The sequence below is a fragment of the Synechococcus sp. CS-603 genome, assembly GCF_977929215.1.
In genome coordinates, this window is record NZ_OZ376778.1 from 2,470,917 (window position 1) to 2,495,425 (window position 24,509).

At 65.4% G+C, this 24,509-nt stretch carries 23 protein-coding genes; 12 read left to right on the plus strand and 11 right to left on the minus strand.

The features are described 5' to 3' along the window. Positions 1-41: 41 nt before the first annotated feature. From uppS to lysA, 3 genes are read right to left on the minus strand one after another with little or no spacing between them, the layout of a single operon-like run. Positions 42-878 (minus strand): undecaprenyl pyrophosphate synthase, encoded by an 837-nt coding sequence (gene uppS / locus ACXMDM_RS13055; protein WP_071799919.1) that lies wholly within the window; start codon positions 876-878, stop codon positions 42-44. After that, positions 875-1,738: a diadenylate cyclase CdaA gene (cdaA, locus tag ACXMDM_RS13060; RefSeq protein ID WP_259723212.1), complete on the minus strand. Its 864-nt coding sequence runs from the start codon at positions 1,736-1,738 to the stop codon at positions 875-877. The genes uppS and cdaA overlap by 4 nt, the downstream gene beginning before the upstream one ends. A 24-nt stretch (positions 1,739-1,762) precedes the next feature. Beyond that, entirely contained in the window at positions 1,763-3,178 is a 1,416-nt protein-coding gene (gene lysA / locus ACXMDM_RS13065; protein WP_259723211.1) for a diaminopimelate decarboxylase, read from the minus strand. Between the two features lie 41 nt (positions 3,179-3,219). On the opposite strand from lysA, the gene ACXMDM_RS13070 reads away from it, so the two are divergent. The 4 genes from ACXMDM_RS13070 (at position 3,220) to ACXMDM_RS13085 (ending at position 8,619) form a co-directional block, all read left to right on the plus strand. Further along, complete coding sequence (locus ACXMDM_RS13070) at positions 3,220-3,696, plus strand: GNAT family N-acetyltransferase (RefSeq protein WP_259723210.1); 477 nt, start codon at positions 3,220-3,222, stop codon at positions 3,694-3,696. 245 nt (positions 3,697-3,941) lie between these two features. Next, a complete protein-coding gene (locus ACXMDM_RS13075) occupies positions 3,942-6,515 on the plus strand; it encodes an ATP-dependent Clp protease ATP-binding subunit (RefSeq protein ID WP_259723209.1) in 2,574 nt (857 codons plus the stop codon). Further along, positions 6,512-7,738, plus strand: coding sequence for an iron-containing alcohol dehydrogenase family protein (locus ACXMDM_RS13080; protein WP_259723219.1), 1,227 nt, complete (start codon positions 6,512-6,514; stop codon positions 7,736-7,738). The genes ACXMDM_RS13075 and ACXMDM_RS13080 overlap by 4 nt, the downstream gene beginning before the upstream one ends. A 29-nt stretch (positions 7,739-7,767) precedes the next feature. Continuing rightward, the gene (locus ACXMDM_RS13085; RefSeq protein WP_499570426.1) at positions 7,768-8,619 is read left to right on the plus strand and encodes an alpha/beta fold hydrolase; all 852 of its coding nucleotides are present in this window, start codon (positions 7,768-7,770) and stop codon (positions 8,617-8,619) included. Positions 8,620-8,671: 52 nt separating this feature from the next. On the opposite strand, the gene ACXMDM_RS13090 is transcribed toward ACXMDM_RS13085, so the two are convergent. Continuing rightward, positions 8,672-8,854 (minus strand): hypothetical protein, encoded by a 183-nt coding sequence (locus ACXMDM_RS13090; protein WP_259723207.1) that lies wholly within the window; start codon positions 8,852-8,854, stop codon positions 8,672-8,674. Between the two features lie 52 nt (positions 8,855-8,906). On the opposite strand from ACXMDM_RS13090, the gene ACXMDM_RS13095 reads away from it, so the two are divergent. Further along, positions 8,907-9,563, plus strand: a complete 657-nt coding sequence (locus ACXMDM_RS13095) for an LmeA family phospholipid-binding protein (RefSeq protein WP_233830988.1) — start codon at positions 8,907-8,909, stop codon at positions 9,561-9,563. Between the two features lie 22 nt (positions 9,564-9,585). Here ACXMDM_RS13095 and ACXMDM_RS13100 read toward each other — a convergent pair whose 3' ends face one another. The 3 genes from ACXMDM_RS13100 to ACXMDM_RS13110 form a co-directional block, all read right to left on the minus strand. After that, positions 9,586-10,440, minus strand: coding sequence for a phosphatidate cytidylyltransferase (locus tag ACXMDM_RS13100; protein WP_071801880.1), 855 nt, complete (start codon positions 10,438-10,440; stop codon positions 9,586-9,588). A 26-nt stretch (positions 10,441-10,466) separates the two neighbouring features. Continuing rightward, the gene (gene cbiT / locus ACXMDM_RS13105; protein ID WP_071799923.1) at positions 10,467-11,045 is read right to left on the minus strand and encodes a precorrin-6Y C5,15-methyltransferase subunit CbiT; all 579 of its coding nucleotides are present in this window, start codon (positions 11,043-11,045) and stop codon (positions 10,467-10,469) included. A 108-nt stretch (positions 11,046-11,153) separates the two neighbouring features. Beyond that, positions 11,154-12,545: an aminotransferase class I/II-fold pyridoxal phosphate-dependent enzyme gene (locus ACXMDM_RS13110; protein ID WP_259723218.1), complete on the minus strand. Its 1,392-nt coding sequence runs from the start codon at positions 12,543-12,545 to the stop codon at positions 11,154-11,156. An 87-nt stretch (positions 12,546-12,632) separates the two neighbouring features. Between ACXMDM_RS13110 and ACXMDM_RS13115 the strand changes: the two genes are divergently transcribed. Further along, positions 12,633-14,315: an ABC1 kinase family protein gene (locus ACXMDM_RS13115; protein ID WP_499569771.1), complete on the plus strand. Its 1,683-nt coding sequence runs from the start codon at positions 12,633-12,635 to the stop codon at positions 14,313-14,315. Between the two features lie 47 nt (positions 14,316-14,362). Further along, entirely contained in the window at positions 14,363-14,845 is a 483-nt protein-coding gene (locus ACXMDM_RS13120; RefSeq protein WP_259723206.1) for a hypothetical protein, read from the plus strand. A 5-nt stretch (positions 14,846-14,850) separates the two neighbouring features. Here ACXMDM_RS13120 and ACXMDM_RS13125 read toward each other — a convergent pair whose 3' ends face one another. Continuing rightward, a complete protein-coding gene (locus ACXMDM_RS13125) occupies positions 14,851-15,843 on the minus strand; it encodes an RpoD/SigA family RNA polymerase sigma factor (protein WP_259723205.1) in 993 nt (330 codons plus the stop codon). A gap of 152 nt (positions 15,844-15,995) precedes the next feature. Between ACXMDM_RS13125 and ACXMDM_RS13130 the strand changes: the two genes are divergently transcribed. Then, on the plus strand, positions 15,996-16,727 hold the full coding sequence (locus tag ACXMDM_RS13130; protein WP_259723204.1) for a pseudouridine synthase: 732 nt from the start codon (positions 15,996-15,998) through the stop codon (positions 16,725-16,727). A 23-nt stretch (positions 16,728-16,750) separates the two neighbouring features. Beyond that, the gene (locus ACXMDM_RS13135) at positions 16,751-17,701 is read left to right on the plus strand and encodes a helix-turn-helix domain-containing protein (protein WP_259723203.1); all 951 of its coding nucleotides are present in this window, start codon (positions 16,751-16,753) and stop codon (positions 17,699-17,701) included. On the opposite strand, the gene malQ is transcribed toward ACXMDM_RS13135, so the two are convergent. Beyond that, positions 17,626-19,179 (minus strand): 4-alpha-glucanotransferase, encoded by a 1,554-nt coding sequence (gene malQ, locus ACXMDM_RS13140; RefSeq protein WP_259723202.1) that lies wholly within the window; start codon positions 19,177-19,179, stop codon positions 17,626-17,628. The two genes, ACXMDM_RS13135 and malQ, sit on opposite strands and share 76 nt — an antisense overlap. Before the next feature lie 53 nt (positions 19,180-19,232). Further along, on the minus strand, positions 19,233-20,435 hold the full coding sequence (locus tag ACXMDM_RS13145) for a Coenzyme F420 hydrogenase/dehydrogenase, beta subunit C-terminal domain (RefSeq protein WP_162922833.1): 1,203 nt from the start codon (positions 20,433-20,435) through the stop codon (positions 19,233-19,235). A gap of 111 nt (positions 20,436-20,546) precedes the next feature. On the opposite strand from ACXMDM_RS13145, the gene ACXMDM_RS13150 reads away from it, so the two are divergent. Then, positions 20,547-21,542, plus strand: coding sequence for an LCP family protein (locus tag ACXMDM_RS13150; RefSeq protein ID WP_083544351.1), 996 nt, complete (start codon positions 20,547-20,549; stop codon positions 21,540-21,542). A gap of 1 nt (position 21,543) precedes the next feature. Here ACXMDM_RS13150 and ACXMDM_RS13155 read toward each other — a convergent pair whose 3' ends face one another. Further along, positions 21,544-22,047, minus strand: coding sequence for a hypothetical protein (locus ACXMDM_RS13155; RefSeq protein WP_499569775.1), 504 nt, complete (start codon positions 22,045-22,047; stop codon positions 21,544-21,546). 126 nt (positions 22,048-22,173) lie between these two features. Here ACXMDM_RS13155 and ACXMDM_RS13160 point away from each other — a divergent pair, with 126 nt between their 5' ends. Both ACXMDM_RS13160 and ACXMDM_RS13165 read left to right on the plus strand, forming a co-directional pair. Then, entirely contained in the window at positions 22,174-23,169 is a 996-nt protein-coding gene (locus ACXMDM_RS13160) for a ribose-phosphate pyrophosphokinase (RefSeq protein ID WP_071799930.1), read from the plus strand. A 153-nt stretch (positions 23,170-23,322) separates the two neighbouring features. Beyond that, positions 23,323-24,501, plus strand: coding sequence for a glycoside hydrolase family 10-like protein (locus ACXMDM_RS13165; RefSeq protein ID WP_259723200.1), 1,179 nt, complete (start codon positions 23,323-23,325; stop codon positions 24,499-24,501). The last annotated feature ends 8 nt before the right edge of the window (positions 24,502-24,509 follow it).

The window sequence follows — 24,509 nt, forward strand, 5'->3', positions numbered from 1 at the left end:
AGCGGAGCTGACAGCAGCGCGTGAGGGGGCGGAGGTGGCGATCAAGACGGGACGTGGGAAGGGGGCGTTGGGGGAGCGACCGGCGCAGGGGCCGTAGCTGTGACACCGCCGAAGCGACGCTGGCGGTTCTGAAAATCGAGCAGGGCCTGCACCAGGGCCTGCTCGTTGAAATCGGGCCAGAGCACATCGGTGATGTGAATTTCGGCGTAGGCCAGCTGCCAGAGCAGGAAATTGCTGATCCTGTATTCACCACTGGTGCGAATCAGCAGATCCGGATCCACCTCCCCGACCGTCTGCAGCTGGCCGGCGAAGGCGGCTTCATCAATCGCGCCTGGATCGAGTTCACCCCGCGCCACCGCTTCGGCCAGCCGCCGGGCCGCCTGAACCAGCTCCCGCCGGCCGCCGTAGTTGGTGCAGACGTTGAAGTGAATCCCCGTGTTGGCGGCGGTGCGGGCCGTGGCGGCGGTGATCAGTTGCTGCAGGCCCGGCGGGAGCTGCTCGAGATCACCGAGGAAGCGGATCCGCACCTGCTCGCGCTCCAACCCCTCCAGCTCCCGGGCCAGAACCCGCTCAAACAGGGTCATCAGAAAACTCACCTCCTCGCCAGGCCGATTCCAGTTCTCGGTGGAGAAGGCATAGGTGGTCAGGGCGCTGATGCCCCAGTCACTGCATAGGCGCAGGGTGCGTTTCAACGCCTCCACGCCTTCGCGGTGCCCCATCACCCTGGGCAGGTTGCGCTGGCGAGCCCAGCGCCCGTTGCCATCCATGATCACCGCCACATGGGCGGGCAGGCGGGCCGGGTCGAGCAGGGCCGGTAACGGCGCGATTGCTTGCCGGGACGCCTGGATCAGGTCAGTGGTCGCCAGGGAGCGACTCATGCGCGGGATTCGGGCGTGTCCTGCGTCACGCTACGCCCGGTGGGAAGGGGCACCACCGATCCATGGCCTGGCTTGGCAGGTGGTTTCGGAGCTGGCATCGCCAGGGCTTCGCTGAGCAGATCACGCAGCCGGCTGCTGGTGATCGGTCGCTCCAGGCGCCCCTGACGGGCCAGCGACAGGGTGCCGGTCTCTTCGGAGATGACGATGCACAGGCAGCGGTCAAAGCGCTCGGTGATGCCCATCGCTGCCAGGTGGCGGGTGCCATAACGGGCAATCCCCTGGCGCGACAGGGGAAGGATCACCCCGGCCGAGAGGATGCGGTTGCCCTTGACCAGCACGGCCCCGTCGTGCAGAGGCGTGTCGGCGGCAAACAGGTTGAGCAGCAGGTCGACGGAGAGCAGGGCGTCGAGCTCGATGCCGGGATTGAGAAAATCCTCAGGACGCAGATCACTGCCGAGATCCAGAAGGATCAGGGCACCGCGGCGGTTCTGGGAAAGGCGTCCGGCTGCTTCAGTCAGCAGGGCAACCGAACCGGAGAGGCCGGCATCAGCGCGTTGGCTGCCGAGCAACACACCCAGCCGGCCAGTGCCGAGCAGCTCCATCAAGCGCCGTAGTTCCCCCTGCCAGAGGATGGCCAGGGCCAGGCTGCAGCCGAGCACCACCGCTTCGAGCAGACGGGTGGTGAGGGGCAGGCTGGAAAAGCGCTGGACCACCCAGACCAGGGCGACCAGAAACAGCCAGCCGCGCAGCAGCCAGAGAGTGCGCGGCTCCCGCACTCTCGCCAGCAGGACCACTCCGAGGGCAGAAGCGAACAGAAGGTCGAGAACCAGGCGAATGTCCACAAACCCCAGCCAGCCCACAACAGGTCTTGTTCGTTGCCGTGCTCAGGGTACCGGCGAGAACCGCTCCGGTAAGAGGTCGTGGCGCAGCAGTTCGTCCGGCTGCTCCCGGGCCTGCACCAGCTCGGCCGCGCCCCCCTGCACCAGCACGGCCGCCGGCCTGGGGATGCGGTTGTAGTTGGAGGCCATCGAGGCGTTGTAGGCCCCTGTGGCGAAGACGACGATCACATCACCCCGGCGGCTGGTCGGCAGGGCGAGGTCGTGGAGAAGCACATCACCGGATTCGCAATGCTTGCCCACCAGGGTCACGGTTTCGCTGGCAGGGGCGGTGGGCTGGTCGGCCAGCACGGCGGTGTAAGGCGACTGATAGGTGATCGGCCTGGGGTTGTCGCTCATGCCGCCATCCACCGAGAGATAGGTGCGCAGGCCGGGGATCTCTTTACGACTGCCGAGGCTATAAAGGGTGAGACCGGCTGTCGCCACCAGGGAGCGACCTGGCTCACAGAGCAGGCGGGGCAGGGCCAGCCCTCGCTCACTGCAGGCGGCATTCACTGCTTCAGCCACGCCCTGCACCCAGGCCTGAATCGACGGCGGATCATCACCGGAGACATAACGAATACCGAGCCCTCCGCCCACGTTGAGATCACTGCAGGGATGGCCAAGCGAACGGGCGAGGGCGAGGGCCTCAGCCATCACGCCGGCGAGATCGTGGTGGGGCTGGAGTTCGAAGATCTGGGAGCCAATGTGGGCGTGGAGCCCTTCGAGGCGGGCCCAGCTGCAGCCGACCAGATGTTGCAGCACGGCCTCGAGCTGGTCGGGATCAAAGCCGAACTTGCTGTCGAGGTGCCCGGTGCGGATGTACTCGTGGGTGTGGCACTCGATGCCCGGTGTGAAACGCAGCATCAGCCGCACCGGTTGTGGGCGGGCTGCTGCGAGCTCTTCGAGCAGCTCAAGGTCGAGCCAGTTGTCGACCACCACGGTCACCCCATGCTCCACCGCCAGTTCCAGCTCTTCGCTCGACTTGTTATTCCCATGCAGCACGATCCGATCGGCTGGCATGCCGCCACGCAGGGCGGTGAGCAGTTCGCCGCTGGAAACGGCGTCAAGACCCAGGCCTTCCGAGGCCACCAGGGCACTGAGCACGAGGCTGCTGTTGGCCTTGGAGGCATAGAGCGCCAGGGAAGGTCCGGGGTAATGGAGGGCCAGGGCGTCGCGATAGGCGCGGCAGCTGGCGCGGAGGGTGTCCTCATCGAGCACATAGAGGGGTGTGCCGTAGCGGCGTCCCAACTCGCTCAGGCCACAACCGCCCACTTCCAGCCGCCCGAGCGCATCAAGTCGGGCGCTGAGGGGGGCGAGGTTGCGGTTGGGGCTGAGCGTGTCCTGATTAGCCTCCAGCGCTGGCTGCAGACCCGGCTCGGCGGCGGCACGATCGAGTGGACTGAGCACGTTGAAGGAGGTCATTGTGATCGGCCTGCACCCTTGGGCTTTCAATCGTAAGGACCGTGGCGCACTCTGCTGAAACCGGGATAGCGCAGTCATGGCCCAGGCCACTCACGACCGACGATCTCCAGGCCTGCGCCGCCCTCGACCGGCTGGCCCTCGGCGGTCTGTGGAATGAGGCGCAGTGGCAGCGGGAGCTGGCTGAACCGGATCGACCCTGCCTGGGGCTCGGCGCAGGACCCACGCTTGTGGCGATCGCGACGGGCTGGGTGATCCTCGATGAGCTGCACATCTCGCTGGTGGCGGTTGATCCCAGTGAGCAGCGGCAGGGCCTGGGCCGTCGCGTCCTTGAGGCCCTGCTGCTGCAGGGACAGGCCATGGGCTGCAGCAGCGCCACTCTGGAGGTGGCGGCGGGCAACGGGAGGGGGCAGGCCCTGTATGGCGCGCTGGGCTTTCGCACCCAGGGACGGCGTCGCTGTTACTACCGCAGCGGCGAAGACGCTCTGATCCAATGGCTCAGTCTGGAAGCCAGGGATTGAAGCCAGCAGGCCTGGCCAGGGCGACATTACTGGGAAAGTGCCGGGACATTCGCCAAATGGATCGCCTCAAAGGTTCGGATTGCCGACCTTCAATGATGCGGAAGACCGCAAGATTTGGAAGGGCAAGCTATGAAGATCAACGCCATGGCGCCCTGTTCTGGCAATGACTTTGGCGATTCTTGCCGCGAATCCCCCGGCACCCGCTTGACCCTGATAAGTTGTTAGGACTTGCACAGGCACCGCCAATGTTCGAGCGGTTTACCGAGAAGGCCATCAAGGTCATCATGCTGGCCCAAGAAGAGGCTCGCCGCCTCGGCCACAACTTCGTTGGCACCGAGCAGATTCTGCTGGGCCTGATCGGCGAAGGTACGGGTGTGGCCGCCAAGGTTTTGAAGTCCATGGGAGTCAATCTCAAGGACGCCCGGGTTGAAGTCGAAAAAATCATCGGCAGGGGCTCCGGCTTTGTAGCCGTCGAAATCCCGTTTACGCCACGGGCCAAGCGAGTCCTGGAACTCTCGCTCGAAGAAGCGCGTCAGCTCGGACACAACTACATCGGCACCGAGCACCTGCTGCTTGGTCTGATCCGTGAAGGCGAAGGCGTCGCCGCACGGGTGCTGGAAAACCTTGGCGTCGACCTTGCCAAGGTGCGTACCCAGGTGATTCGGATGCTTGGCGAAACCGCCGAAGTGGCAGCTGGCAGTGGCAGCAAGGGCTCGACCAAAACCCCAACCCTTGATGAATTCGGCAGCAACCTCACCCAGCTGGCTGCTGAAGGAAAGCTTGACCCCGTGGTGGGACGCCACAACGAGATTGATCGGGTCATTCAGATCCTGGGCCGGCGCACCAAAAACAACCCCGTGCTGATCGGCGAACCCGGCGTCGGCAAGACCGCCATCGCCGAAGGCCTGGCTCAGCGCATCACGGTCGGTGAAATCCCCGACATCCTCGAAGACAAGCGCGTTCTTACTCTCGATATCGGACTGTTGGTGGCCGGCACCAAATACCGCGGTGAATTTGAGGAACGCCTCAAAAAGATCATGGAGGAGATCCGCAGCGCCGGCAATGTGATCCTGGTGATCGATGAGGTCCATACCCTGATCGGCGCTGGAGCTGCGGAAGGGGCCATCGATGCCGCCAACATTCTCAAGCCGGCTCTGGCCCGGGGCGAGTTGCAGTGCATCGGTGCCACCACCCTCGATGAATACCGGAAACACATCGAGCGGGATGCGGCCCTCGAGCGGCGCTTCCAGCCGGTGATGGTGGGTGAGCCTTCCGTCGTCGACACCATCGAGATTCTGCGGGGCCTGCGCGAGCGTTATGAGCAGCACCACCGCCTGAAGATCAGCGATGAGGCCTTGGTGGCCGCAGCCACCCTTGGCGATCGCTACATCAACGACCGCTTCTTGCCCGACAAAGCGATCGATTTGGTGGATGAAGCCGGCAGCCGCGTGCGCCTGATGAATTCCAAGCTGCCTCCAGCCGCCAAGGAGTTGGATAAGCAGCTCAGGGGCGTGCAGAAGGAAAAAGAGAATTCTGTGCGCGAACAGGATTACGGCAAGGCCGGTGAACTGCGTGACAAAGAAGTGGAGTTGCGCGAGCAGATTCGCCTCATCCTCCAGACCCGCCGCGAGGAAGAGCCCTCCGCAACGGAGGCAACCACCGACGTCGACCCTGCCGTCGCGGTGCCCGAAACTGCCGTCGCTATTGAGTTGCCGTTAGCGGGCGCTGATGGCGACCGCAGCCCGGTGGTCACCGAGGAAGATATCGCCCAGATCGTGGCGGCCTGGACTGGTGTTCCAGTTCAGAAACTCACCGAAAGCGAATCGGTGAAGCTGCTGAACATGGAGGAAACTCTCCACCAGCGTTTGATTGGTCAAGACGAGGCCGTCAAGTCCGTGTCCAAGGCAATCCGGCGCGCCCGGGTAGGCCTTCAGAACCCGAATCGCCCGATCGCCAGCTTCATCTTCTCCGGTCCTACCGGCGTTGGTAAGACTGAACTCACCAAGTCATTGGCAGCCTATTTCTTCGGGAGCGAAGAGGCCATGATCCGGCTGGACATGTCGGAATACATGGAGCGCCACACGGTCAGCAAGCTGATCGGCTCGCCTCCCGGCTACGTGGGCTTCAACGAAGGCGGCCAGCTCACCGAAGCGGTCCGCCGTCGCCCCTACACCGTTGTGCTCTTCGACGAAATCGAGAAGGCCCACCCCGATGTGTTCAATCTGTTGCTTCAGTTGCTAGAAGATGGTCGTCTGACCGATTCCAAGGGCCGTACGGTTGATTTCAAGAACACCTTGATCATCATGACCTCGAACATCGGTTCGAAGGTGATCGAGAAAGGTGGTGGCGGGCTCGGCTTTGAGTTCTCCGGTGCCGCCGCTGAGGAAACTCAGTACAACCGGATTCGTTCGTTGGTGAATGAAGAGCTGAAGCAATACTTCCGCCCTGAATTCCTCAACCGTCTCGACGAAATCATCGTCTTCCGTCAACTCAGCCGTGACGAGGTCAAGGAGATCGCGGAAATCATGCTGCGAGAGGTGTTCAGCCGCATTCTTGAGAAGGGCATTGAACTTTCGGTTACCCCAGCCTTCAAGGAGCGTCTGGTCGAAGAGGGTTACAACCCCAGCTACGGCGCCAGGCCTCTGCGCCGTGCCGTGATGCGCCTGCTCGAAGACAGCCTGGCCGAAGAGTTTCTCTCGGGCCGTCTCAAGGATGGCGATTCGGCTGTCGTCGACGTCGACGACGACAAGCAGGTTGTGATCCGTCCCAAGGGTGAAACCGTCGCGCCGGAACCCGAACTCGCTGGTGCTGGCGTCTGACCACTCTGGCCATCCAACACGCGATTGCACCTGCCGTTGTCCTTCGCGGCAACGGTGCCTGGGTAGCTGCCCTTCCCCGCATCGCCACGCTCTGCAAACGTCCTTTAGTCCTTGGGCGAAGCGCCTCCACAGCTGCGCTTCGCCAGCAACTGCAAGCCGATCTGGTAAGCCAGGGTCTTGACCCCCTGGCCGCAGAGCTCCAGTTCGATTGCTGTGAAGCCGATCTGGGCAACCTGATTCAACAGATCGTCAGGGGCAAGTCCAACGTCAACGCCAAGTCGAACACCAAGGCCGTTGATTCGGTGATTGTTGACGCGGTGATCGCGATCGGCGGCGGCAAGGTTCTTGATGCCGGCAAGCTTTTGGCCCATCGCCTTGGCCTGGCTTGCATCACCATTCCCACCAGCGCCGCCACCTGCGCGGGCTGGACGGCTTTGGCCAATCTCTATTCAGCCGGCGGCGCCTTTGAGCGGGATGTGACCCTGGATCGTTGCCCCGATCTTCTGGTCTTCGACCATGCCTTGGTGCGCCAGGCGCCACCTGCCACCTTGACCAGTGGTATCGCCGATGCCATGGCCAAGTGGTACGAAGCCTCGGTCAGCAGCAGCAACAGTCCTGATGGATTGGTGCAACAGGCGGTTCAGCAAGCCAGGGTGCTGCGGGATCAATTGATGCTGGAAGCGGAAGAGGCTTTCAACAACCCCGGCAGCGAGGCCTGGGTGAGGGTCGCCGAAGCCTCTGCCCTCACCGCCGGACTGATCGGCGGCGTTGGTGGTGCCAGCTGCCGCACCGTTGCTGCCCACGCCGTCCACAACGGCCTCACCCAGCTGAGTGCCTGCCACGACAGTCTCCATGGCGCCAAAGTCGGCTTTGGTGTGCTCGTCCAGCTCAGGCTGGAAGAACTCCTCAGTCAGAATCGTTTGGCCGTCCAGGCGCGCCGTCAGTTGATCAGCCTGTTCCGCAAACTCAAGCTTCCCATCTGCCTCGAAGACCTGGGCCTGAGCCAGGTCAGCCTCGAGGAGCTCCAACAGGTCTGTGCCTTCGCCTGCCAGCCCGGCTCCGACCTACACCACCTTCCCTTTGCGGTCAGCCCCACCGTTCTGTTGGCTGCCCTGGTCAGCACCACGGAAGGCTGCGAGGCGACGCCCGAGCCACGCGGAGCAGTCATCGCCCAGGCCGAACGCAGCCAACTCGAAGCCACTCGCACCGGACCGGACGCTTGAGCCTCGCTCCAACCCCTCCCCCTCCACTCCTGGGAGGCCGGCCACTGCTGGAGTGGGCAGCAGCATCCTTGCAAGATCCCTTGGGACGGGAACTGGCTGCAGCCGTGCAGTGGTGGACCTTACCTGGTTTGCCGGAACAATGGCCCGTAGCGGTGCTGGGCCAGGGAGAACCGCTGCTGCTCTTGCACGGCTTCGATAGCTCCTTGCTGGAGTTCAGGCGGCTGGCCCCGCTGTTGGCAAGCCGGGCCCAGTTGTTCATCCCCGACCTTTTTGGGTTCGGATTCAGTCCCCGCTGCCACGATGGCCCCTATTCCCCGGCAGGGGTGCTGGCCCATCTTGATGCCTTGTTGGAGGCTATCGCCGGCCTCGATACCAGGCCTGTGGGTGTGATTGGCGCCTCCATGGGTGGTGCGGTGGCGGTCGAACTGGCCCGCCGCAGACCAGAGCGGATCCGGCGGCTGCTGTTGCTGGCGCCGGCGGGGCTCACCGGCCGCCCGAAGCCATTGCCCCCGCTGCTCGACGAATTAGGGGTCTGGTTTCTGAGCCAGCCTGCCGTGCGTCGCGGTCTTTGTCGCCAGGCTTTCGCGGACCCAGAAGCCAGCGTGGGGCCGGCCGAAGCAGAGATCGCCTCGCTGCATCTACGCACACCAGGCTGGGCCGATTCGCTGCGACGCTTCGCCCGCAGCGGTGGTTTCGCCGGTTGCGGCAACCCGCTACCAGCGCAGCCGCTGCAGGTGCTTTGGGGAGCCAACGACCGGATTTTGCGGCCTCCGCTGAAGCGGGCAGCCATGGCCCTGCTGGGAGGGCGAGTGATGGAGCTCGAGGCTTGCGGTCACCTTCCCCATCTGGATCAGCCCAATCAAGTGGCCGCCTCGTGGTGAACCAGAGGCGGCCGTTGCCAAGGGGGGGGAGCAGGAACGCTCCTCCTGGGTCTCACCAGAGGCCGCGAATCGGCTCTAGCACCGGTGCGGGCTGGAAGATCGGCTCAGTAGCCGGTGTGAACTGCATGACTGCCTCACAGGCTGGCTCGATGGCATGGGCGGGAAGCGAGAGAACGGTGCTGGCCGCTGAGAGGGCAGCGCCCGCCAGCAGAGCCCTGAGGGTGGAGGAATTCATGACAAGCCTGTGCTTACTGTTTCAGCGGAAACCACAACCATTCGCTGTCGGCATGGCCAGAGTTGACACGGCTGACCAACCCATGGAGCCCCGCAGCGGCCCGATCCTGCAACTCATCGCGGCCGGACTTCAAGTTTGGATCGGCAGCCAATGCGAAGCCGTGCAGAACCTGGAGCTGCAGCTCCATGGCACCGCCCTGCAATTGCTGCGCGGTCAATTGCAGGGGGTCAGCCTGAGCGGCCAACGGGTGGTGTACAGGGGTGTGGCGATTGAGTCGGTGCACCTGCGCAGCGAAGCCATCCAGGTGAAGGTGGCGGCCCTGATCAGGAGCAAGGCCGTTGAGCTCGACCATCCCTTCATCGTTCGTGGCCAGGTGTCCTTCAGTGCTGGTGGCCTGGTGGAAACCTTTCGCCACTCCCGCTGGCAGGCCTTGGGCGACAGCCTCGCCGAACAACTGCTGGGGATCACTCCGCTGGCCGATCTGCGCTTGACCGAGAACACTTTGATCTTCAGCGCGCACGCCACCGGCGAACACCCGGAGCTGGAAATTGAAACGCGCCCCTGTGCGCTGGATGGCAGCGTTGGCTTCGTCTGCCTCGATGGCACCTTGAAGCTGCGCTTGCCGATGGATCCCGCCATCCAGATCGAATCGGCCGGCGTGCAGGACGGCAGCCTGCAACTGCAGGGTGAGGCGCTGGTATCTCCTTGAACTCAGCTGAACTGATCTGAACTCAGCTGACCAGGGGCAACACCAGGGTCACGAAGTAGAACACCACCGCCGGAGTGAACAGATAGCTGTCGATGCGATCAAGGATGCCGCCATGGCCAGGAATGGCGTCTCCGGAATCCTTCACCCCGGCATCCCGCTTCATCATCGATTCGGTCAGATCACCCACCAAGGCGAACACCGAGACCAGAGCGCCGAGCAGGCCGCCGATCGCCCAGCCCCAGGGCCAGCCCAGCAGCACGCCACCGACGCCACCGACCAGCACACTCCAGGCCAGCCCACCGATGGCGCCCTCAATCGTCTTCCCGGGCGAAATCGGCGAGAGGGGATGGCGGCCGAGACGGCGGCCAATCACATAGGAGCCGATGTCAGTGGCGACCACCAGCAGGCAGGCCAGCAGGGTGAGTGCCATGCCTGAGCTGGCCGGCCCGCCGAGCTCTGCCAGTCGGGGGGCCAGCAAGCCGTCGCTGAGGTCACGCAGCCGCAACCAATGGCTGGGAAGAAAGCCCAGATAGAACAGCCCGAAGATTGAGGCGGCAATATCGGCGATGGTGCCGGTGACGGGCTGCAGCAGTAACCAGGCACAGATCGCCGCCCCTGACACCGGCACGACCGCAGCGGCCAGGTCGGCGGCCATGCCACCACCGCTGCCCCACTGGGTGGCGATCAGCAGCAACTGGCAAACCACCAGGGTGGTTTTGGTCGCAGGGCGGATGCCTTTGAACTGGGCTAGGCGGAAGAACTCCAGCAAGGCCAGGTGCACGATCACGCCCACCGCCAGGGCAAACCACCAGCCGCCCAGGCCCACCACCACCAGGCCGAAGCCCCCGGCGGCAAGACCGCTGACCACCCGGGACAGCGAGGTGGGAGAACGACGGGCCTGCTTCACCCGTGACGCTCGGCCGCGATCAGAAACAGGGGCTCAGCAGCCGCCAACCTGGCCTGGCTGCCGCGACGCTGCATGCGATGGACCGTGGCCTGAACCACCTGCACATCCAGCGCCTCAAGCTGACCCAGCGTGTCGGTGGCATCCACCAGCCCCTCAAGGTTGGCCGTACTGATCACGAGCCGGCCGCCAGGCTGAAGGGCGCGCCAGACAACATGGAGCACGGCCGAAAGCGGGCGCCCCACTTCCAGCAGCACCCGATCCGGATGGGGGGGCAGCAGATGGAGGTCGTCGGGGGCCTGGCCTGCCTGAATATGGAGATTCTCGATCGCAAAGCGCCGACGGTTGCGCTGCAGCAAGTCGATCGCCTCAGGGTCCCGCTCCAGGGTGTGAACCGTGCCGGCAGGCATCAACCGTGCGATCTCCAGGGCCAGGGCTCCGGTGCCGCCGCCCACATCCCAGACCACTGAGTCGGCCCGGGGACGCAGATGCGCCAGCAGCATCACCCGCAACTCCATGGGAGTGGGACTGAAGCCCGGGGCGTCCTCGAAGGCGGCATCAGGCAGGCCTGGGGTCACAAAATCCCAGGCAAAGCAAGCTCCAGAGCCAGCACCTGCAGCACCACTTGAACCGGGTGAGGATCCGAATCGATTCGCCAGGCCTCCAGCGCCCATGGCCAGCGCCCTTCAGACCACAACCTTCACGCTATCAGCGATCTGACCCGGCCAGAGCCGTCGCTGCTCCTGGAGCCACTCAGCCCGCCCCTGATCGATCCGCTCTCCGGGGATGAGCAGGGGAATGCCCGGCGGATAGGGACACAGGGGTTCGGCCGCCAGCCGGCCCACTGCTTGGGCCAGGGGTACGGCCTCGCTGTCAGAACGCCAGGCCAGGCCAACGGGCAGCTCCGGCTCGGCCACCAGCGGCAACGGCAGCGGCAGAAAGGCCGGCAGCGGCACACCGCCCAGGCACGCAGCCAACCGGCTGAGCTGACGGGGCAAGCGCCGACTCAACAGCGGCGGTGGCACCTGCCCCAGACAGAAGGTGAGACAGCCAGGTTCGGGCAGCTCGGCGATCACCCCACGCTCGCTCAACCAGTCGTCGGCCACCAGGCCGTTGACGCCCAAGGCGGCCGTGTTCAGCACCAGACGGAGCGGATCCTGATTGGCGACGACCGGCAGGCCAGCTGTCTCCAGCCGTTCGCGCAACCGCGCTGCGATGCCAAGGGCGCGCTGCAACTGAAGCGCGCCGCGCGGACTGTGAAGCTGGCAGAGGGCCGCCTCCACGGAGGCGAGCAACAGGGCACTGGGGCTGGAGGTCTGCAGCCAGAGCAAGCCACGCCACAGCGCTTCGGGCTCGACCCGTTGCCCCTGCAGCAGCACCACCGCGCTCTGGCCCAGACCGCCGGCGGCCTTGTGCAACGACTGCACAACCACGTCCGCCCCTGCCGCCAAGGCCGGGACCGGCAACAGCTTCGCTGGCAACCCCGCAGCGCCGAAATGGGCCCCGTGGGCCTCATCGACCAGCACCGGCAAGCTCCGGCGGTGGGCCAGGGCGATGCAACCCGCCAGGTCTCCGGCCAACCCCTGATAGGTGGGATGGACAAGCACGACGGCCGCTAGTGAACCGGCCTGCTCCAGCACCCGCTCCAGCCAGGCCGGCGTCGGTGGTTGCCACAAACCGGTGGCGGGATCGAAAGGCAGGTCGAACAGCACCGGCCGGAGCTGGGCAAGAACGCAGCCGTGCAACAGGCTGCGGTGAAGGTTGCGGGGCAGCAACACCCGGCTGCCGGGGGGGGCCAGGGCCAGCAGGGCCGCCTGAAGCAGGCCGCTGGAGCCATTCACACCGAACCAGCAATGGTCAGCGCCGCAGAGGCCAGCGGCATCGGCCTGGGCCAGCGCCACCGCCCCCTCGGCCTCCAGGGGTCCGCCGATCGAGGACAGTTCGGGTAGATCCCAGCGGGCCGGCGAAGCGGCCAGCAGCCGGCGGAGACCCGGTGCCAACCCCCGGCCACGCCCATGGGCCGGCAAATGCAGCGGCAGGGTGGGGCCCGGGCCAAGAAGGGCCTGCAGCAGGCGCATGGTCACCGCCGAAGTCTCCTTAGAGTTTGTTCTGTTGAGCCTGCCCGTTCAGGAGCTCCTGCCATCGTCACCCGCGCTCCGGCCCCCTTGGCACCCCCGTTCACGACCGATCGGGACCCGATTTTCTCCTACGACCCCCGGGCCGACCGTCGTTGGCTGCTGTTGCGGCCCTGGATTCTGATCGCCCGGCTGGTGGTGGTGCTCTGGCAATTGCTGGGCCTGGCCGTGGTGCTGGCGGTTCAGGGAACCAGCCAAGACGCCAAGGTTCAGCAACAGGTGGGGAAACGCATCCTCACCACCCTCACCGACCTGGGGCCCTGCTTCATCAAGCTGGGCCAGGCCCTCTCCACCCGCCCCGACCTGGTGCAGCGCGCCTGGCTCGAGCAGCTCAGCCAGCTCCAGGACAACCTCCCGCCCTTCCCCCATGCGATCGCCCTGGCGGTCATTGAGGAGGAGCTCGGCGCACCGGCCGACCAGCTCTTCGAGCATTTCCCCGCCTATCCGATTGCAGCGGCCAGCCTCGGCCAGGTCTACAAAGCGGAGCTGACAGGCGGACACTGGGTGGCCGTCAAGGTGCTGCGTCCGAACCTGGCCTATCTGCTGCGCCGGGATCTGGTGTTGATCCGGCTGCTCGCGGTGCTCAGCGCGCCATTCCTGCCCCTGAACCTGGGGGTGGGCCTCGGCGACATCATCGATGAGTTCGGGCGAAGCCTTTTTGAGGAGATTGACTACCGCCGCGAAGCTGACAATGCCGAACGCTTTGCGGCCCTGTTCGCCACCAACCCAGCCGTCACGGTGCCAAAGGTGGAGCGGCTGCTCTCCAGTCGCCGGGTACTCACCACCAGCTGGATCCATGGCATCAAGCTGCAGGATCGCCACGAACTGGAGTCCCATCACCTTGAGCCCGAAGCCCTGATCCGCACCGGCGTGATGGCGGGGATGCAGCAGCTGCTGGAATTCGGCTATTTCCACGCCGACCCCCACCCCGGCAACCTCTTCGCCCTGCCTGGCAAAACCGGTCCGATGGGCCATGTGGCCTACGTCGATTTCGGCATGATGGATTCGATCAACGATGCCGATCGCCTCACCCTTACGGCGGCGGTCGTTCATCTGATCAACCGGGATTTCCTTGCCCTGGCCGGCGATTTTCAGACCCTCGGCTTTCTGCGCCGCAACGCCGACCTCACCCCGATCGTGCCGGCCCTGGAAACGGTGCTCGGCGGCCAGCTGGGTGAAAACGTCGGTTCGTTCAACTTCAAGGCGATCACCGATCGTTTCTCCGAGTTGATGTTCGATTACCCCTTCCGGGTACCGGCGCGCTTTGCCCTGATCATCCGGGCCGTGGTCAGCCAGGAGGGCCTGGCTCTGCGGCTTGATCCCAGCTTCCGAATCATCCGGGTGGCCTATCCCTACGTGGCCCGCCGGCTGCTGGCAGGGGACACCGCCGAGCTGCGCGAAAAGCTGCTGGAGGTGCTCTTCGACAACCAGGGGCGCCTGCAACTGCAGCGGCTCGAAAGCCTCCTGGCCGTGGTCGAACAGGATGAGGCCAACGCCGACCTGCTGCCGGTGGTCGGAGCCGGGCTGCGCCTGCTGCTCGGTCCCCGTGGCGACAGCCTGCGCCAACGGCTGCTGCTGATGCTGGTGCGCGACAACCGCCTGCACACCGACGATCTCAAAGCGCTGCTCGATCTGTTGCGTCGCACGTTTTCCCCGCTCAAGCTGGCGGGCGGAGTGCTGCAACGGCTTAACCCCCTGGCCCCCGCAGCCTGAGCAGCAGGGACAACGGCACTGGATCGCTAGGGTCGCTATCCGACCCCATGCCTGCTTTCGCCGTGATCTCCGAGCCGATCGATCTGAGCGAAGCCACCGCGCTCGCCTCCGGTGGGGGCTTCACTGATCTCGACGCCCATGAGATGCTGCTGCAGTACGTGCCGATCGGCCAACCGCCTTTTTTCCTCGCCGGCGTGGGCCTGGTGATCAGCCTGCTCTGCGGCCTCACCTTTTCCAAGCTGGTGCAGAACCGGCTGGATGGCTGGAAACAGGATCGCCTGGCGCTGCTGCCCCTGGGCACGGCCGAAACGGTGGCCTCCTACACCGGAATCATCCTTGGCGTCAGCCTGTTCATTGGCGGCAGCTTGCAGGTGTTTGGCTTCGGTGGCGGCACCGCCCTTCTGGTGGCCTTCCTGCTGTCGTTGCTCACCGCCGGTGGCCTCTGGATCCAGCTGGAGCGTCTGATGGGCCAGGTGCAGGACGGCAGTTTCAAGGCCGTGGACTTCGACAACTTCGACCAGTTTTTCTGAGGCGATCAGGCCACCAGATAGCCCTCCAGGCGACGGGACTGGGAGCGGAGGCCTTCGAGGGCGCGGCGCTCCAGGTTACGGGTCTTGTCGCGGCTCATGCCCAGCTCCCGGGCGATTGAGGTGAGGCTCATCGGCTCTGCGACGTCCATGCCATAGCGCATCTTCAGCACATCGCGCTGCAGCTCCGGCAGTTGCTCCAGCAGCGCCCGCATGTCTCCGCGCAGGCACTCGTTATCGACGTTTTCCTCGGGCAGGGTGCCATCGCCCTGCAGCAGGTCGAGCAGCTCGGTATCCTCGCCGTCGCCCACCTTGGTTTCCAGGCTTACCGGTTGCCGCGCCCGGCAGAGAAGGTCCTTCACTTCCTCTTCCGGCAGCTCCACCGCCACCGCCAGCTCGCTCAGGCTCGGGGTACGCCCCAGTTCCTGGCTCAGCTCACGCTGACCTTTCTTGAGCTTGTTGAGCGTTTCGGTGATGTGGATCGGCAGCCGGATCGTGCGGCTCTTCTCGGCAATCGCCCGGGTGATCCCCTGGCGAATCCACCAGTAGGCGTAAGTGGAGAACTTGTAGCCACGGGTGGGGTCGAACTTCTCAACGCCGCGCACCAGACCGATCGTGCCCTCCTGGATCAGGTCGAGCAGCTCCATGTTCCGCTTGGTGTATTTCTTCGCCACGCTCACCACCAGGCGCAGGTTGGCGGCCACCATCCGCTCCTTGGCGCGGCGCCCGCAGGCCAGCTTGCGCTTGAGCACGGGCTGGCTCAGGCCCAGGGCCTGGGCCCACTGCGCCTGGCTGGGGGCCTGGCCTCCGGCACGCATCTTCAGCTCAATCTCCACCTCTTCAAGGCGTATCAGATCTTGAACCTGGCGGCCGAGGGTGATCTCCTGCTCATGGCTGAGCAGCGGCACCCGGCCGATGTCGCGCAGGTAGGAGCGCACCAGGTCGGCGCTGGGAATGATCGCCGTGGAGGAATCGGCTGCGGCCATGGAAGAAGAAGGCATCGGGCCGGTACGCGAGTTAGGAAACCCTTGTATTTCGTAATTTACCATCTCCGCACGCAATGCTCTGCAGCGCTTCCCCTGCTGCCTCCACTGCCGCTGCTCCTGGCTCCGGCAGACTGGCTCTCCTGGCGCAAGCAATCCGGGCAACAGCGATGGCAGCGGAACGGGAACGGATTCAGAAGCTGCTGGCCGGCGCCGGACTCTGCTCCAGACGACATGCCGAGCAGCTGATGCGCGAGGGGCGGGTCCGGGTCAACGGCGTTGTGGCCCAGCTAGGCGATCGGGCCGATTCCCGCCTCGATCGCGTCGAAGTCGACAACCAACCGCTGCCCAATCCGGCTGGCAGCCTCACCGTTCTGCTCAACAAGCCCGCCGGGGTGTTGTCCAGCTGCCATGACCCCGAAGGCCGCACAACCGTTCTGGACCTGCTGCCCAGGGAACTGACAGAGCAGACCGGACTCCACCCGATCGGGCGGCTTGATGCCCACAGCCGCGGCGCCCTGCTGCTCACCAATGACGGAGCGCTCACACTCCAGCTCAGCCATCCCCGTTATTCCCACAGCAAGACCTACCACCTCTGCCTGCGTGGCCATCCGGACCGGGCCTGCCTGGATCGTTGGCGCCAAGGGGTCCCCATTGATGGCCAGCCGTCGCGACCCGTCGCGGTTCGTGTCTTGAACAACCCCGGCAACAGCAGCGACCACACCTGGCTGGAGCTGCGGATGCGCGAAGGTCGCAACCGCCAGATTCGGCGCACGGCGGCCCTGTTGGGTTTTCCAGTCCTGGACCTGCAGCGAGTGGCGATCGGGGCCCTGACACTGGGAGATCTGCCCGAAGGCCGTTGGCGGCACCTTTCCGGCCAAGAATGGCTGGATCACGGCTGACCCTCGCCTTCCCATCCGCTTCCATGGCCCCCTCCTGGTTCGTTTACTCATTCCCTGGCCCCCTTGGGCGCTGGCTGCGGCGGGCTCAGCCGGTGGCGGCGGCGGCGGCAGAACCCCCAGCCGATCCCTTGCTGACGGTGGGTCTGATGCTGCGGCGGCATCGGGAAGCGCGGGGCCTGAGCCTGCGCCAATTGGCCAACGAGACCCGGATCAGCACGCCGGTGCTGGAGGCTCTGGAGCGGGGTTGGCGGGAGCGACTGCCGGAAACGGCTTACCTGCGCACGATGCTGCCCCTGCTGGAACAGCACCTGGCCATGCCGGCAGGTTCCATGGCGAACGCCCTGCCGCAACAAGCGCCTCCAGTCCACGACGGCTGGGATTCCAGCCGGCAGCCCTTCCTCTCCCGATTCACGCCGGGCTCCATCGATGTCTTCACCACCTGGCAGGGGTCGGTGCTCTATGCCCTGATCAGTCTCGGTCTTCTCTACGGGCTGAACATCCAGCAACAACGGCTTGCGGCGGCCAACCAACTGACCCTGCGGCCGGTGTCGCCCCTGCCGCTGGCCATGCAGGACGGCCCGGCTGATGCCAATGACGAGCTGCTCAAGGCCTATCCGGAACTGCGGCCGCTGCGGCTGGCCGAACGGGGCGTGGCGATGCAACGGCTGCGGGGGTTGGAGAGCGGCAACGCCATGCCATCGGCGGGGGTGCTGCGGCTGCAGCTGGCCGAACCGACCAGGATCGACCTGAGCAGTGAAAGCGGCGAGCGCACGCAATTGCAGGCGGCCCGAGGCGAACTGGTGCTGCAGATGCAGCCGCCGATCCAGCTGCAGCTCAACCCCGCTCCCAGCCGACCGGCCGTGTTCTGGGATGGTCAGGCAGTTAAGGCCGAGGCGACTCAGCCGGGCCGCTTCCGCATTCCCCCGGCAGCTGAAACAGCGGTTCCGTCCCCGGCTGCGGGCTCACGGCCGTAGCGACGGGCCAGTTCGCCGAGACCCTGCAAGGGTCCGCGCAGCGCATCGATGGGCTGCTCCAGCCGCCAACACCAGTTGCCCGTGCTGGTGCCAGGCGTGTTGAAGCGGGCGCGGTCATCGAGGTGGAGCAAATCCTGGAGGGGAACAATGGCCAGTTCGGCGGAAGAGCCCAGCGCCAGTTCCAGCAACTGCCAGCCGGGCGCGTCGATGTGCTGGCCGATCAACTCGCCGACCTGGTGACGCCGGTCCTCGCTGAGGTCCTGCCACCAGCTCAGGCAGGTGGCGTTGTCGTGGGTGCCGGTATAAACCACCCAGCGATCACCCCGATAGTTGGCAGGGAGATAGGAGTTGTCGGCGTTGCCGTCGAAGGCGAACTGGAGGATCTTCATGCCTGGCAGGGCAAAGCGATCGCGCAACGCCTCCACCTCCGGCGTGATCACGCCCAGGTCTTCGGCGATCAGGCGCAGGGGTCCATCGCCAGGCCCCAGCAGGCTGCCCAACAGGGCATGGCCAGGAGAACGTCTCCACCGGCCCGCCTGGGCCGTGGTCGCGTCGCCGGGCACGTCCCAGTAGGCCTCAAGGGCGCGGAAATGGTCGAGGCGCAGCAGATCAAAGAGCTGGAGTTGGCGCGCCAGGCGCCGTCTCCACCAGCGAAAGCCGCCCAGCCGATGCCGCCACCAGCGATACACCGGCGTGCCCCAGAGCTGGCCGCTGTCGGAGAAGTAGTCGGGTGGAACACCGCTTTGGCTGAACAGCGAGCCATCAGAACGCAGCGAAAACAGCTGACGATTCGCCCAGACATCGGCACTGTCATGGGCCACGTAGAAGGGCAGATCGCCGATCAGTTGCACGCCCAAAGCGCCGGCATGGTCAGCGAGTCGTTGCCACTGGCGTTGCAGGTGCCATTGCAGCAGCGCTTCTTGAAGCAAGGCGTCAGCCTCCTGCCGATCGAGCTGCCGCAAAGCGGAGCGCCCATGGCGGGCCAGGGGTTTTGGCCAGAGCCACCAGGGCTGCTGGCCATGGCGATCGCGCAGCACCATGAAGCGACAATGATCCTGCAGCCAGCCGGCCTGCTGGTCGCTCCAGTTTTGGAAGGCACGGAGCTGCTCGGCCGGTTGGCCGCTCCAGCGCCGCAGCAACAACCGCCCGAAGGCCGCAGCCCTCAGCGGGCAGGCGTTGAGGTCCAGCTGGTCGTCGCGGCTGGCCGGCAGTTCCTTCAGATCGTCAGCAGCCAGGAACCCCCCAGCCACCAACTCCGAGCCATCAAGCAACCAGGGGTTGAGGGCGAAGCCACTGGGAGAGCTGTAGGGAGAGCCGGTGCCATCGGTGGGGGCCAGGGGCAGCAACTGCCAGGCCCCGATGCCCTGCTCGGCCAGCAACTCCAGCCATTCCAGGGCCGCCGCCCCGAAACTGCCACTGCCAGACGTGCCGGGCAAGGCGGTGGGATGGAGCAGGACGCCGCAACGACGCGTCGCCACCTGCTTCTCGGATCGTTCCCGCAGGGATGCGGCCTTCCCAGATGCTGTCTTGCTCACGCGCTGGGAAGGCGGTAGCGGCTGATGATTTTCTTGGCGAAGGCCGGGATGTGCTGATCCGCCTTCTCCGGGTGGTTGCGGCGCACCCAAAGCGCGTTGCGGGTGAAATGGGAGTCGATCGAGAAGCGACCGTATTCCAGACCTTTGGGACCCACCCGCTGCACCAGCCAGCCCACCACCTCAGCCAGCCAGCCGGGCAGCTTCACCGCCTTGTCATAGGCGCCGATGCCCTGTTGCACGGCGGCGCGCCGATCACCGCTGCTGGTCACCGGCGCAAGCTCCAGTTCAGGCTCGACCAGATCCAGCAGCAGCTGGCCGAGCGGGTTGCGTACCACCAGCCATTGGCGGCCGAAAGTGGCACCCATGTACCCCACGACCAGATCGGCTCCGGCATTGACGTAATCGAAACAGCTCAGGCAACTGGGCGCGAAAACATCCTTGAGATGGGGCGTGTCGAGGCCGAAGAACGGCACCGTTTCCTGGCGGCCATCGCTATGGCGGAAATGAATGCGGAAGTCCTGCATGAACTCGTAGTGCACCACGGTGGCCGGCGAGCTGCTGGCGCTCTCCAGAAAGGTCTGCAGGCCAGCGCGGCTGACATTGTCAACACAGGGCATGCCGAGCACGTAGAGCTGCTCGAGTGGGAGGGTGTCCTGGACGGCTCGCAGGGCCTGGATCTGGCAGCCCACGCCGATCGCCAGCAGCCTGCGAATGCCGCTTCCCGGCAGTTGCTCCAGCACCTCAAGGTTGGGGGAGAGGGTGGGCTTGTTCACCCGTGCCGCCAGAACCTCTTCCGGGGTGCGGGCCAGCACCGGCACCGGCGTGAAGCGATCGTCCGGGCTCTGCTGCACGCAGAGCACCGCATCCACCAGCCCGCTTTCCAGCGCCCGCACCCCGATCCGGCTGACGATGCCTGTCCACTGGGCACCGGCGATCGGTGGACCCAGCCTGGCGCTGACCATGCGCTGGTGAACCCCGAAATACAGCTCGTCTTCGTTGTTGAGGTCACGGCTGCGGCCATGGGCTTTCTCCTCGAGACGCTCGAACTGCTGGTTGAGGAAGGCACAGGCGTTACGGACATACGCCACCCAGCGGCTGTCGCAAAGGCCGCAGTCACTGCAGAGATCCTTGGCTGGCTTGGGGCTCCCCTTGGCCAATGGCCTGGCCCGTTCGTGGGGGGGGAGAGAGGCTGTCGTCAAAGTCAAATCCTGCCGTTGAGCGGCATAGGAGCTCACAACCTATCGGTCGTTCGGGCTGGCCTGCACGGGCTGGGCGAGAGTGGGACAAATCGATCCAGGGAACCGACGCCCATGGCCGGCGGCCAGAGAAGCACAATCAGCTCCAGCCTGAGCAAGGCAGGTCAAGAGCTTGGGAACCGAGCTCGCAAGGCGCCGAGGCGCACGTATCTACTGGTCCTGGCCACAGCGACTCTGGGCCTGGCAGGCGGCATCGGCGCGCTCAATCTGGTTTGGGCCCAAGCCGATCCTGAGCGAACCGGCGCCCACCAGGCAGGAGAGCGCGCCAGGCTGAGCCCTCCGCCCACTCGCCCGATCACGGTGCTGTTGATCGGCAGCGACGCCGATCTGCTCGGGCAGGCCAGGAATGGCGCCGCCCCTTCAGGGCCCGCCAACAGCGACGCCTTGCTGCTGGCACGGGTGGATCCCGCCGGGGCCCTGCGGCTGCTGATCCTTCCCGCCGACCTGGCCGTTCAGCTACCAGGCGAGAAGCCCCCGCAGTCGCTCGGTTCGTTGTATCGAGAGGGCGGGCCAGCCCTGGCCAGCAGCTCCGTGGCAGCCCTGCTGGGGCTGGAATCCGGTCAACCCCAGCGCTATGTGGTGGTGCCCCGGGCCGCCCTGCGCAGCCTGGTTGATGGGCTGGGCGGCGTGGAGATGAATCTGGAGCAACCGTTGCGCTCCACCGACAAGACCCAGAATTTCGAGGTGGATCTGCAGGCCGGCCTGCAGAATTTCAGGGGCAATCAGGTGGAGCAGATGGTTCGCTTCCTGGAACCATCCCTGGGCGAACAGGGTCGCCGGATCCGCCAGCAGCTGGTGCTTGAAGGCCTCTTCCAACAGCTGTCCCGCCCTGAACAGGGATCTCGGCTGCCAGAGCTGCTGACCCAACTGGCTCCGCAGGTCGACACCAACCTCTCCACCGGTGAAGCCCTCAGCCTGCTCAGTGCGGCAACGGCCAATCCCAAACAGATCCGCTTTGACCAACTGCCACTGGCGCGGCCCAGCAAGGCCGACCAACCCTTGCGGCAGCTCCAGAAGAGTGCGGCCGTGCCGCTCTGGCCCAAGGGCTGATTCAAGCCAGCGCCAAGCGCTGCCAGCCCAGCTGCAGGGCTGCGGCCAAGGCCAGCTCCTCGGCGTCTTGGTCGGAGCCGGAAGCAGGGTTCTCCTCTCCAGCCATGCCAAGCCAGGCCAGACCTTCGCGGCGGCGCATTGGCCCCTCCCAGGGGCCGCCCCACTGAATCAGGCCCACCAGGGGCACCCCGCAGGCATGGAGAAGCGCGCTGTAGGCCGCCGGGATGCCACCGCCGGCAGCGGCTGCGGTGATCAGAAGCAGCGTGGGTTGCCGCCATGAACCCAGGGAATCGGCCCAGCGGCCATCCGGCTCGATCCACTGCCCCGGATCCAGCGGCAACGGCGCCAGCCAGGGGCCATGGCGCTCAGCCAAGGAGGCCAGGCGAGCCGTGGCTGTGGCCTGAGCCTGGGCGGGCCAGCCGGCCAGCGGCAAGGCCAGCAGGTCCGCCAGGCGGCTGGCCGCCTTCAGGGTGGTCGCGGCGTCACAGCCAGCACCGACCAGCATCAGGCGTTGCTCGGTGCGGATTGGCCCAGGCTGGACTGTTACGGCCCCTGTCTTTGCCATTTTTTGCAGTTCTAACGGCGACAGGCTTCTACCATCGGGACTAAGCCATGCGTCATCGCCGCCGCCGTGAGCAGTTTCTTGACCGCTGAGCAGGTGAAGCAGGGCGCGACAGCCCACGACACCAGGCGGCTGAGGCTGTTCAGTGGAACATCCAATCCAGGATTGGCCCAGGAAATCGGCGCCTACCTGGGAGTTCCGGATGGCCCGAGGGTGATCAAACGCTTCGCCGATGGCGAACTTTATATCCAGATCCAGGAATCGATTCGCGGTTGTGATGTCTTCCTGATCCAGCCCACCTGCGCTCCGGTGAACGATCACCTGATGGAGCTGCTGATCATGGTGGACGCCTGCCGCCGCGCCTCCGCCCGCCAGATCACCGCCGTGATCCCCTATTACGGCTATGCCCGCGCCGACCGCAAAACCGCTGGCCGCGAATCGATCACCGCCAAATTGGTGGCCAATCTGCTGGTGACCTCGGGGGTGGACCGGGTGCTGGCCATGGACCTGCATTCCTCCCAGATCCAGGGCTATTTCGATATTCCCTGTGATCACATCTACGGATCACCGGTGCTGGTGGATTATCTCTCCGCCCGTGATCTCGGTGAGGTGGTGGTGGTCTCCCCTGATGTCGGTGGCGTCGCCAGAGCCCGGGCCTTCGCCAAGCGCATGCACGATGCGCCACTGGCGATCATCGACAAACGACGCTCCGGTCACAACGTGGCCGAGAGCCTGACCGTGATCGGTGATGTGGCTGGCAAAACCGCAATTTTGATCGACGACATGATCGACACCGGCGGCACGATCGCCCAGGGGGGCCAGTTGTTGCGGGAACGGGGGGCCCACAGGGTGCTGGCCTGCGCCACCCACCCCGTGTTTTCACCGCCGGCCATTCAGCGTCTCTCCGAACCGGGCCTGTTCGAAGAAGTGTTGGTCACCAACAGCATCCCGATTGCCCCCGAGTGCAGCTTCCCCCAGCTCCAGGTCTTGTCGGTGGCCAAGATGCTGGGTGAAGCGATCTGGCGCATCCATGAGGAGAGCTCGGTGAGCTCGATGTTCCGCTAAGGCCAAGGCCGGAACTTTGGTGGCCACCACCACTGGCAGGGGCTGGTCCGAGCCGATACTCTCCGCCCTGGTGCCACAGCTTTCACCATCGCTCCGATCCTTCCCGCAGAGCCCGAGAACCCCGCCCCAAAGGCGGAGCCCATGCCGATGGCCATGCCCCTGAGGGTTCGACTCAAGGGCGCCCTGCCGGCCCTGCTCACCACCCTGCTCACCGCAGGATTACAGGGCATTGGCGCCCTGCCGGCCCTGGCGGCCAGCCCCCGGGTGGGCGTCTGGCTCACCAACAGCCCCAGCCCCCTCTACTACGACCGCCGCCGGCTGGAGAAGGCCGTCGACGAACTGGCCGCCACCGGGATCAACACCCTCTATCCGAATGTCTGGAGCCGGGGAGCGACGTTCCACCGCAGCCGCTTTGCACCGATGGAGCCGGCCTTGCTCAAGGCCGATGCCTCGTTAGACCCGATCTGTCACCTCACCAGCGCGGCCCATCGCCGGGGCATGAAGGTGATCCCCTGGTTCGAATATGGCCTGATGGAGCCGGCCGATGCCGAGGTGGTGCGCCGTCACCCGGAATGGCTGCTGCGCCGCAGCGACGGCAGCACCCTGTACGCCATGCATGGGGCCAACCTCAAAACCTCGCCGCTCAAGGATCTGCGGGTCTGGTTGAACCCCGCCCACCCTGGGGTGCGGGCCCGGTTCATCGGCCTGATCGGCGAAATCGTGCAGCGATGCAACGTGGATGGCATCCAGCTCGATGACCACTTCGCCTGGCCGGTGGAACTCGGCTACGACGCCTACACCAGCGCCCTGTTCCGCAAAGACACCGGCCGTGAACCGCCGAGTGATTACAACAACAGAGAATGGATGACCTGGCGCCGCCAGCAGCTCACAGGCCTGCTGCGGGAACTGCGCCGTGAGATGAAGCGCTCCCACAGCGGCTCTGTGGTCAGCCTTTCGCCCGGGCCCTTCCGCTTCTCCTATAACCACTGGCTGCAGGACTGGGAGATCTGGGCCCTGGGCAACCTGGTGGATGAACTGGTGGTTCAGAACTACGCCTATTCGGTGAATGGGTTCGCCAAAGACCTCGACCAATCGGCCTTAGTCAAGGCCCGCCGCTGGGGCATGCCGGTCCAGATCGGCATCCTGGCCGGCTTCGGCAAGCGCACCACGCCGATGCCCGCCCTGAACCAGAAGGTGAAGCTGGCGGCCGGCAAAGGAATGGGAGTGATCTACTTCTATTGGGAAGGCCTGTGGGGGGTCCATGCCGGCCCCGAAGGTGCGGCCGCCCGCAAAGCCGGCTTCCGCAAGCTGCACTCCAGCGCCTTCCCCTAGATCAGGAT

Coding starts and splice junctions, on each gene's coding strand:
- ACXMDM_RS13075 (WP_259723209.1), top strand. CDS start 3,942: ATGTTCGAGCGGTTTACCGAGAAGGCCATCAAGGTCATCATGCTGGCC.
- ACXMDM_RS13155 (WP_499569775.1), bottom strand. CDS start 22,047: ATGCTGGTCGGTGCTGGCTGTGACGCCGCGACCACCCTGAAGGCGGCC.
- lysA (WP_259723211.1), bottom strand. CDS start 3,178: ATGACCTCCTTCAACGTGCTCAGTCCACTCGATCGTGCCGCCGCCGAG.
- ACXMDM_RS13120 (WP_259723206.1), top strand. CDS start 14,363: ATGCCTGCTTTCGCCGTGATCTCCGAGCCGATCGATCTGAGCGAAGCC.
- ACXMDM_RS13095 (WP_233830988.1), top strand. CDS start 8,907: ATGGCCAGAGTTGACACGGCTGACCAACCCATGGAGCCCCGCAGCGGC.
- ACXMDM_RS13165 (WP_259723200.1), top strand. CDS start 23,323: ATGCCCCTGAGGGTTCGACTCAAGGGCGCCCTGCCGGCCCTGCTCACC.
- ACXMDM_RS13110 (WP_259723218.1), bottom strand. CDS start 12,545: ATGCGCCTGCTGCAGGCCCTTCTTGGCCCGGGCCCCACCCTGCCGCTG.
- ACXMDM_RS13090 (WP_259723207.1), bottom strand. CDS start 8,854: ATGAATTCCTCCACCCTCAGGGCTCTGCTGGCGGGCGCTGCCCTCTCA.
- ACXMDM_RS13125 (WP_259723205.1), bottom strand. CDS start 15,843: ATGCCTTCTTCTTCCATGGCCGCAGCCGATTCCTCCACGGCGATCATT.
- ACXMDM_RS13150 (WP_083544351.1), top strand. CDS start 20,547: ATGGCCGGCGGCCAGAGAAGCACAATCAGCTCCAGCCTGAGCAAGGCA.
- uppS (WP_071799919.1), bottom strand. CDS start 878: ATGAGTCGCTCCCTGGCGACCACTGACCTGATCCAGGCGTCCCGGCAA.
- ACXMDM_RS13130 (WP_259723204.1), top strand. CDS start 15,996: ATGGCAGCGGAACGGGAACGGATTCAGAAGCTGCTGGCCGGCGCCGGA.
- ACXMDM_RS13135 (WP_259723203.1), top strand. CDS start 16,751: ATGGCCCCCTCCTGGTTCGTTTACTCATTCCCTGGCCCCCTTGGGCGC.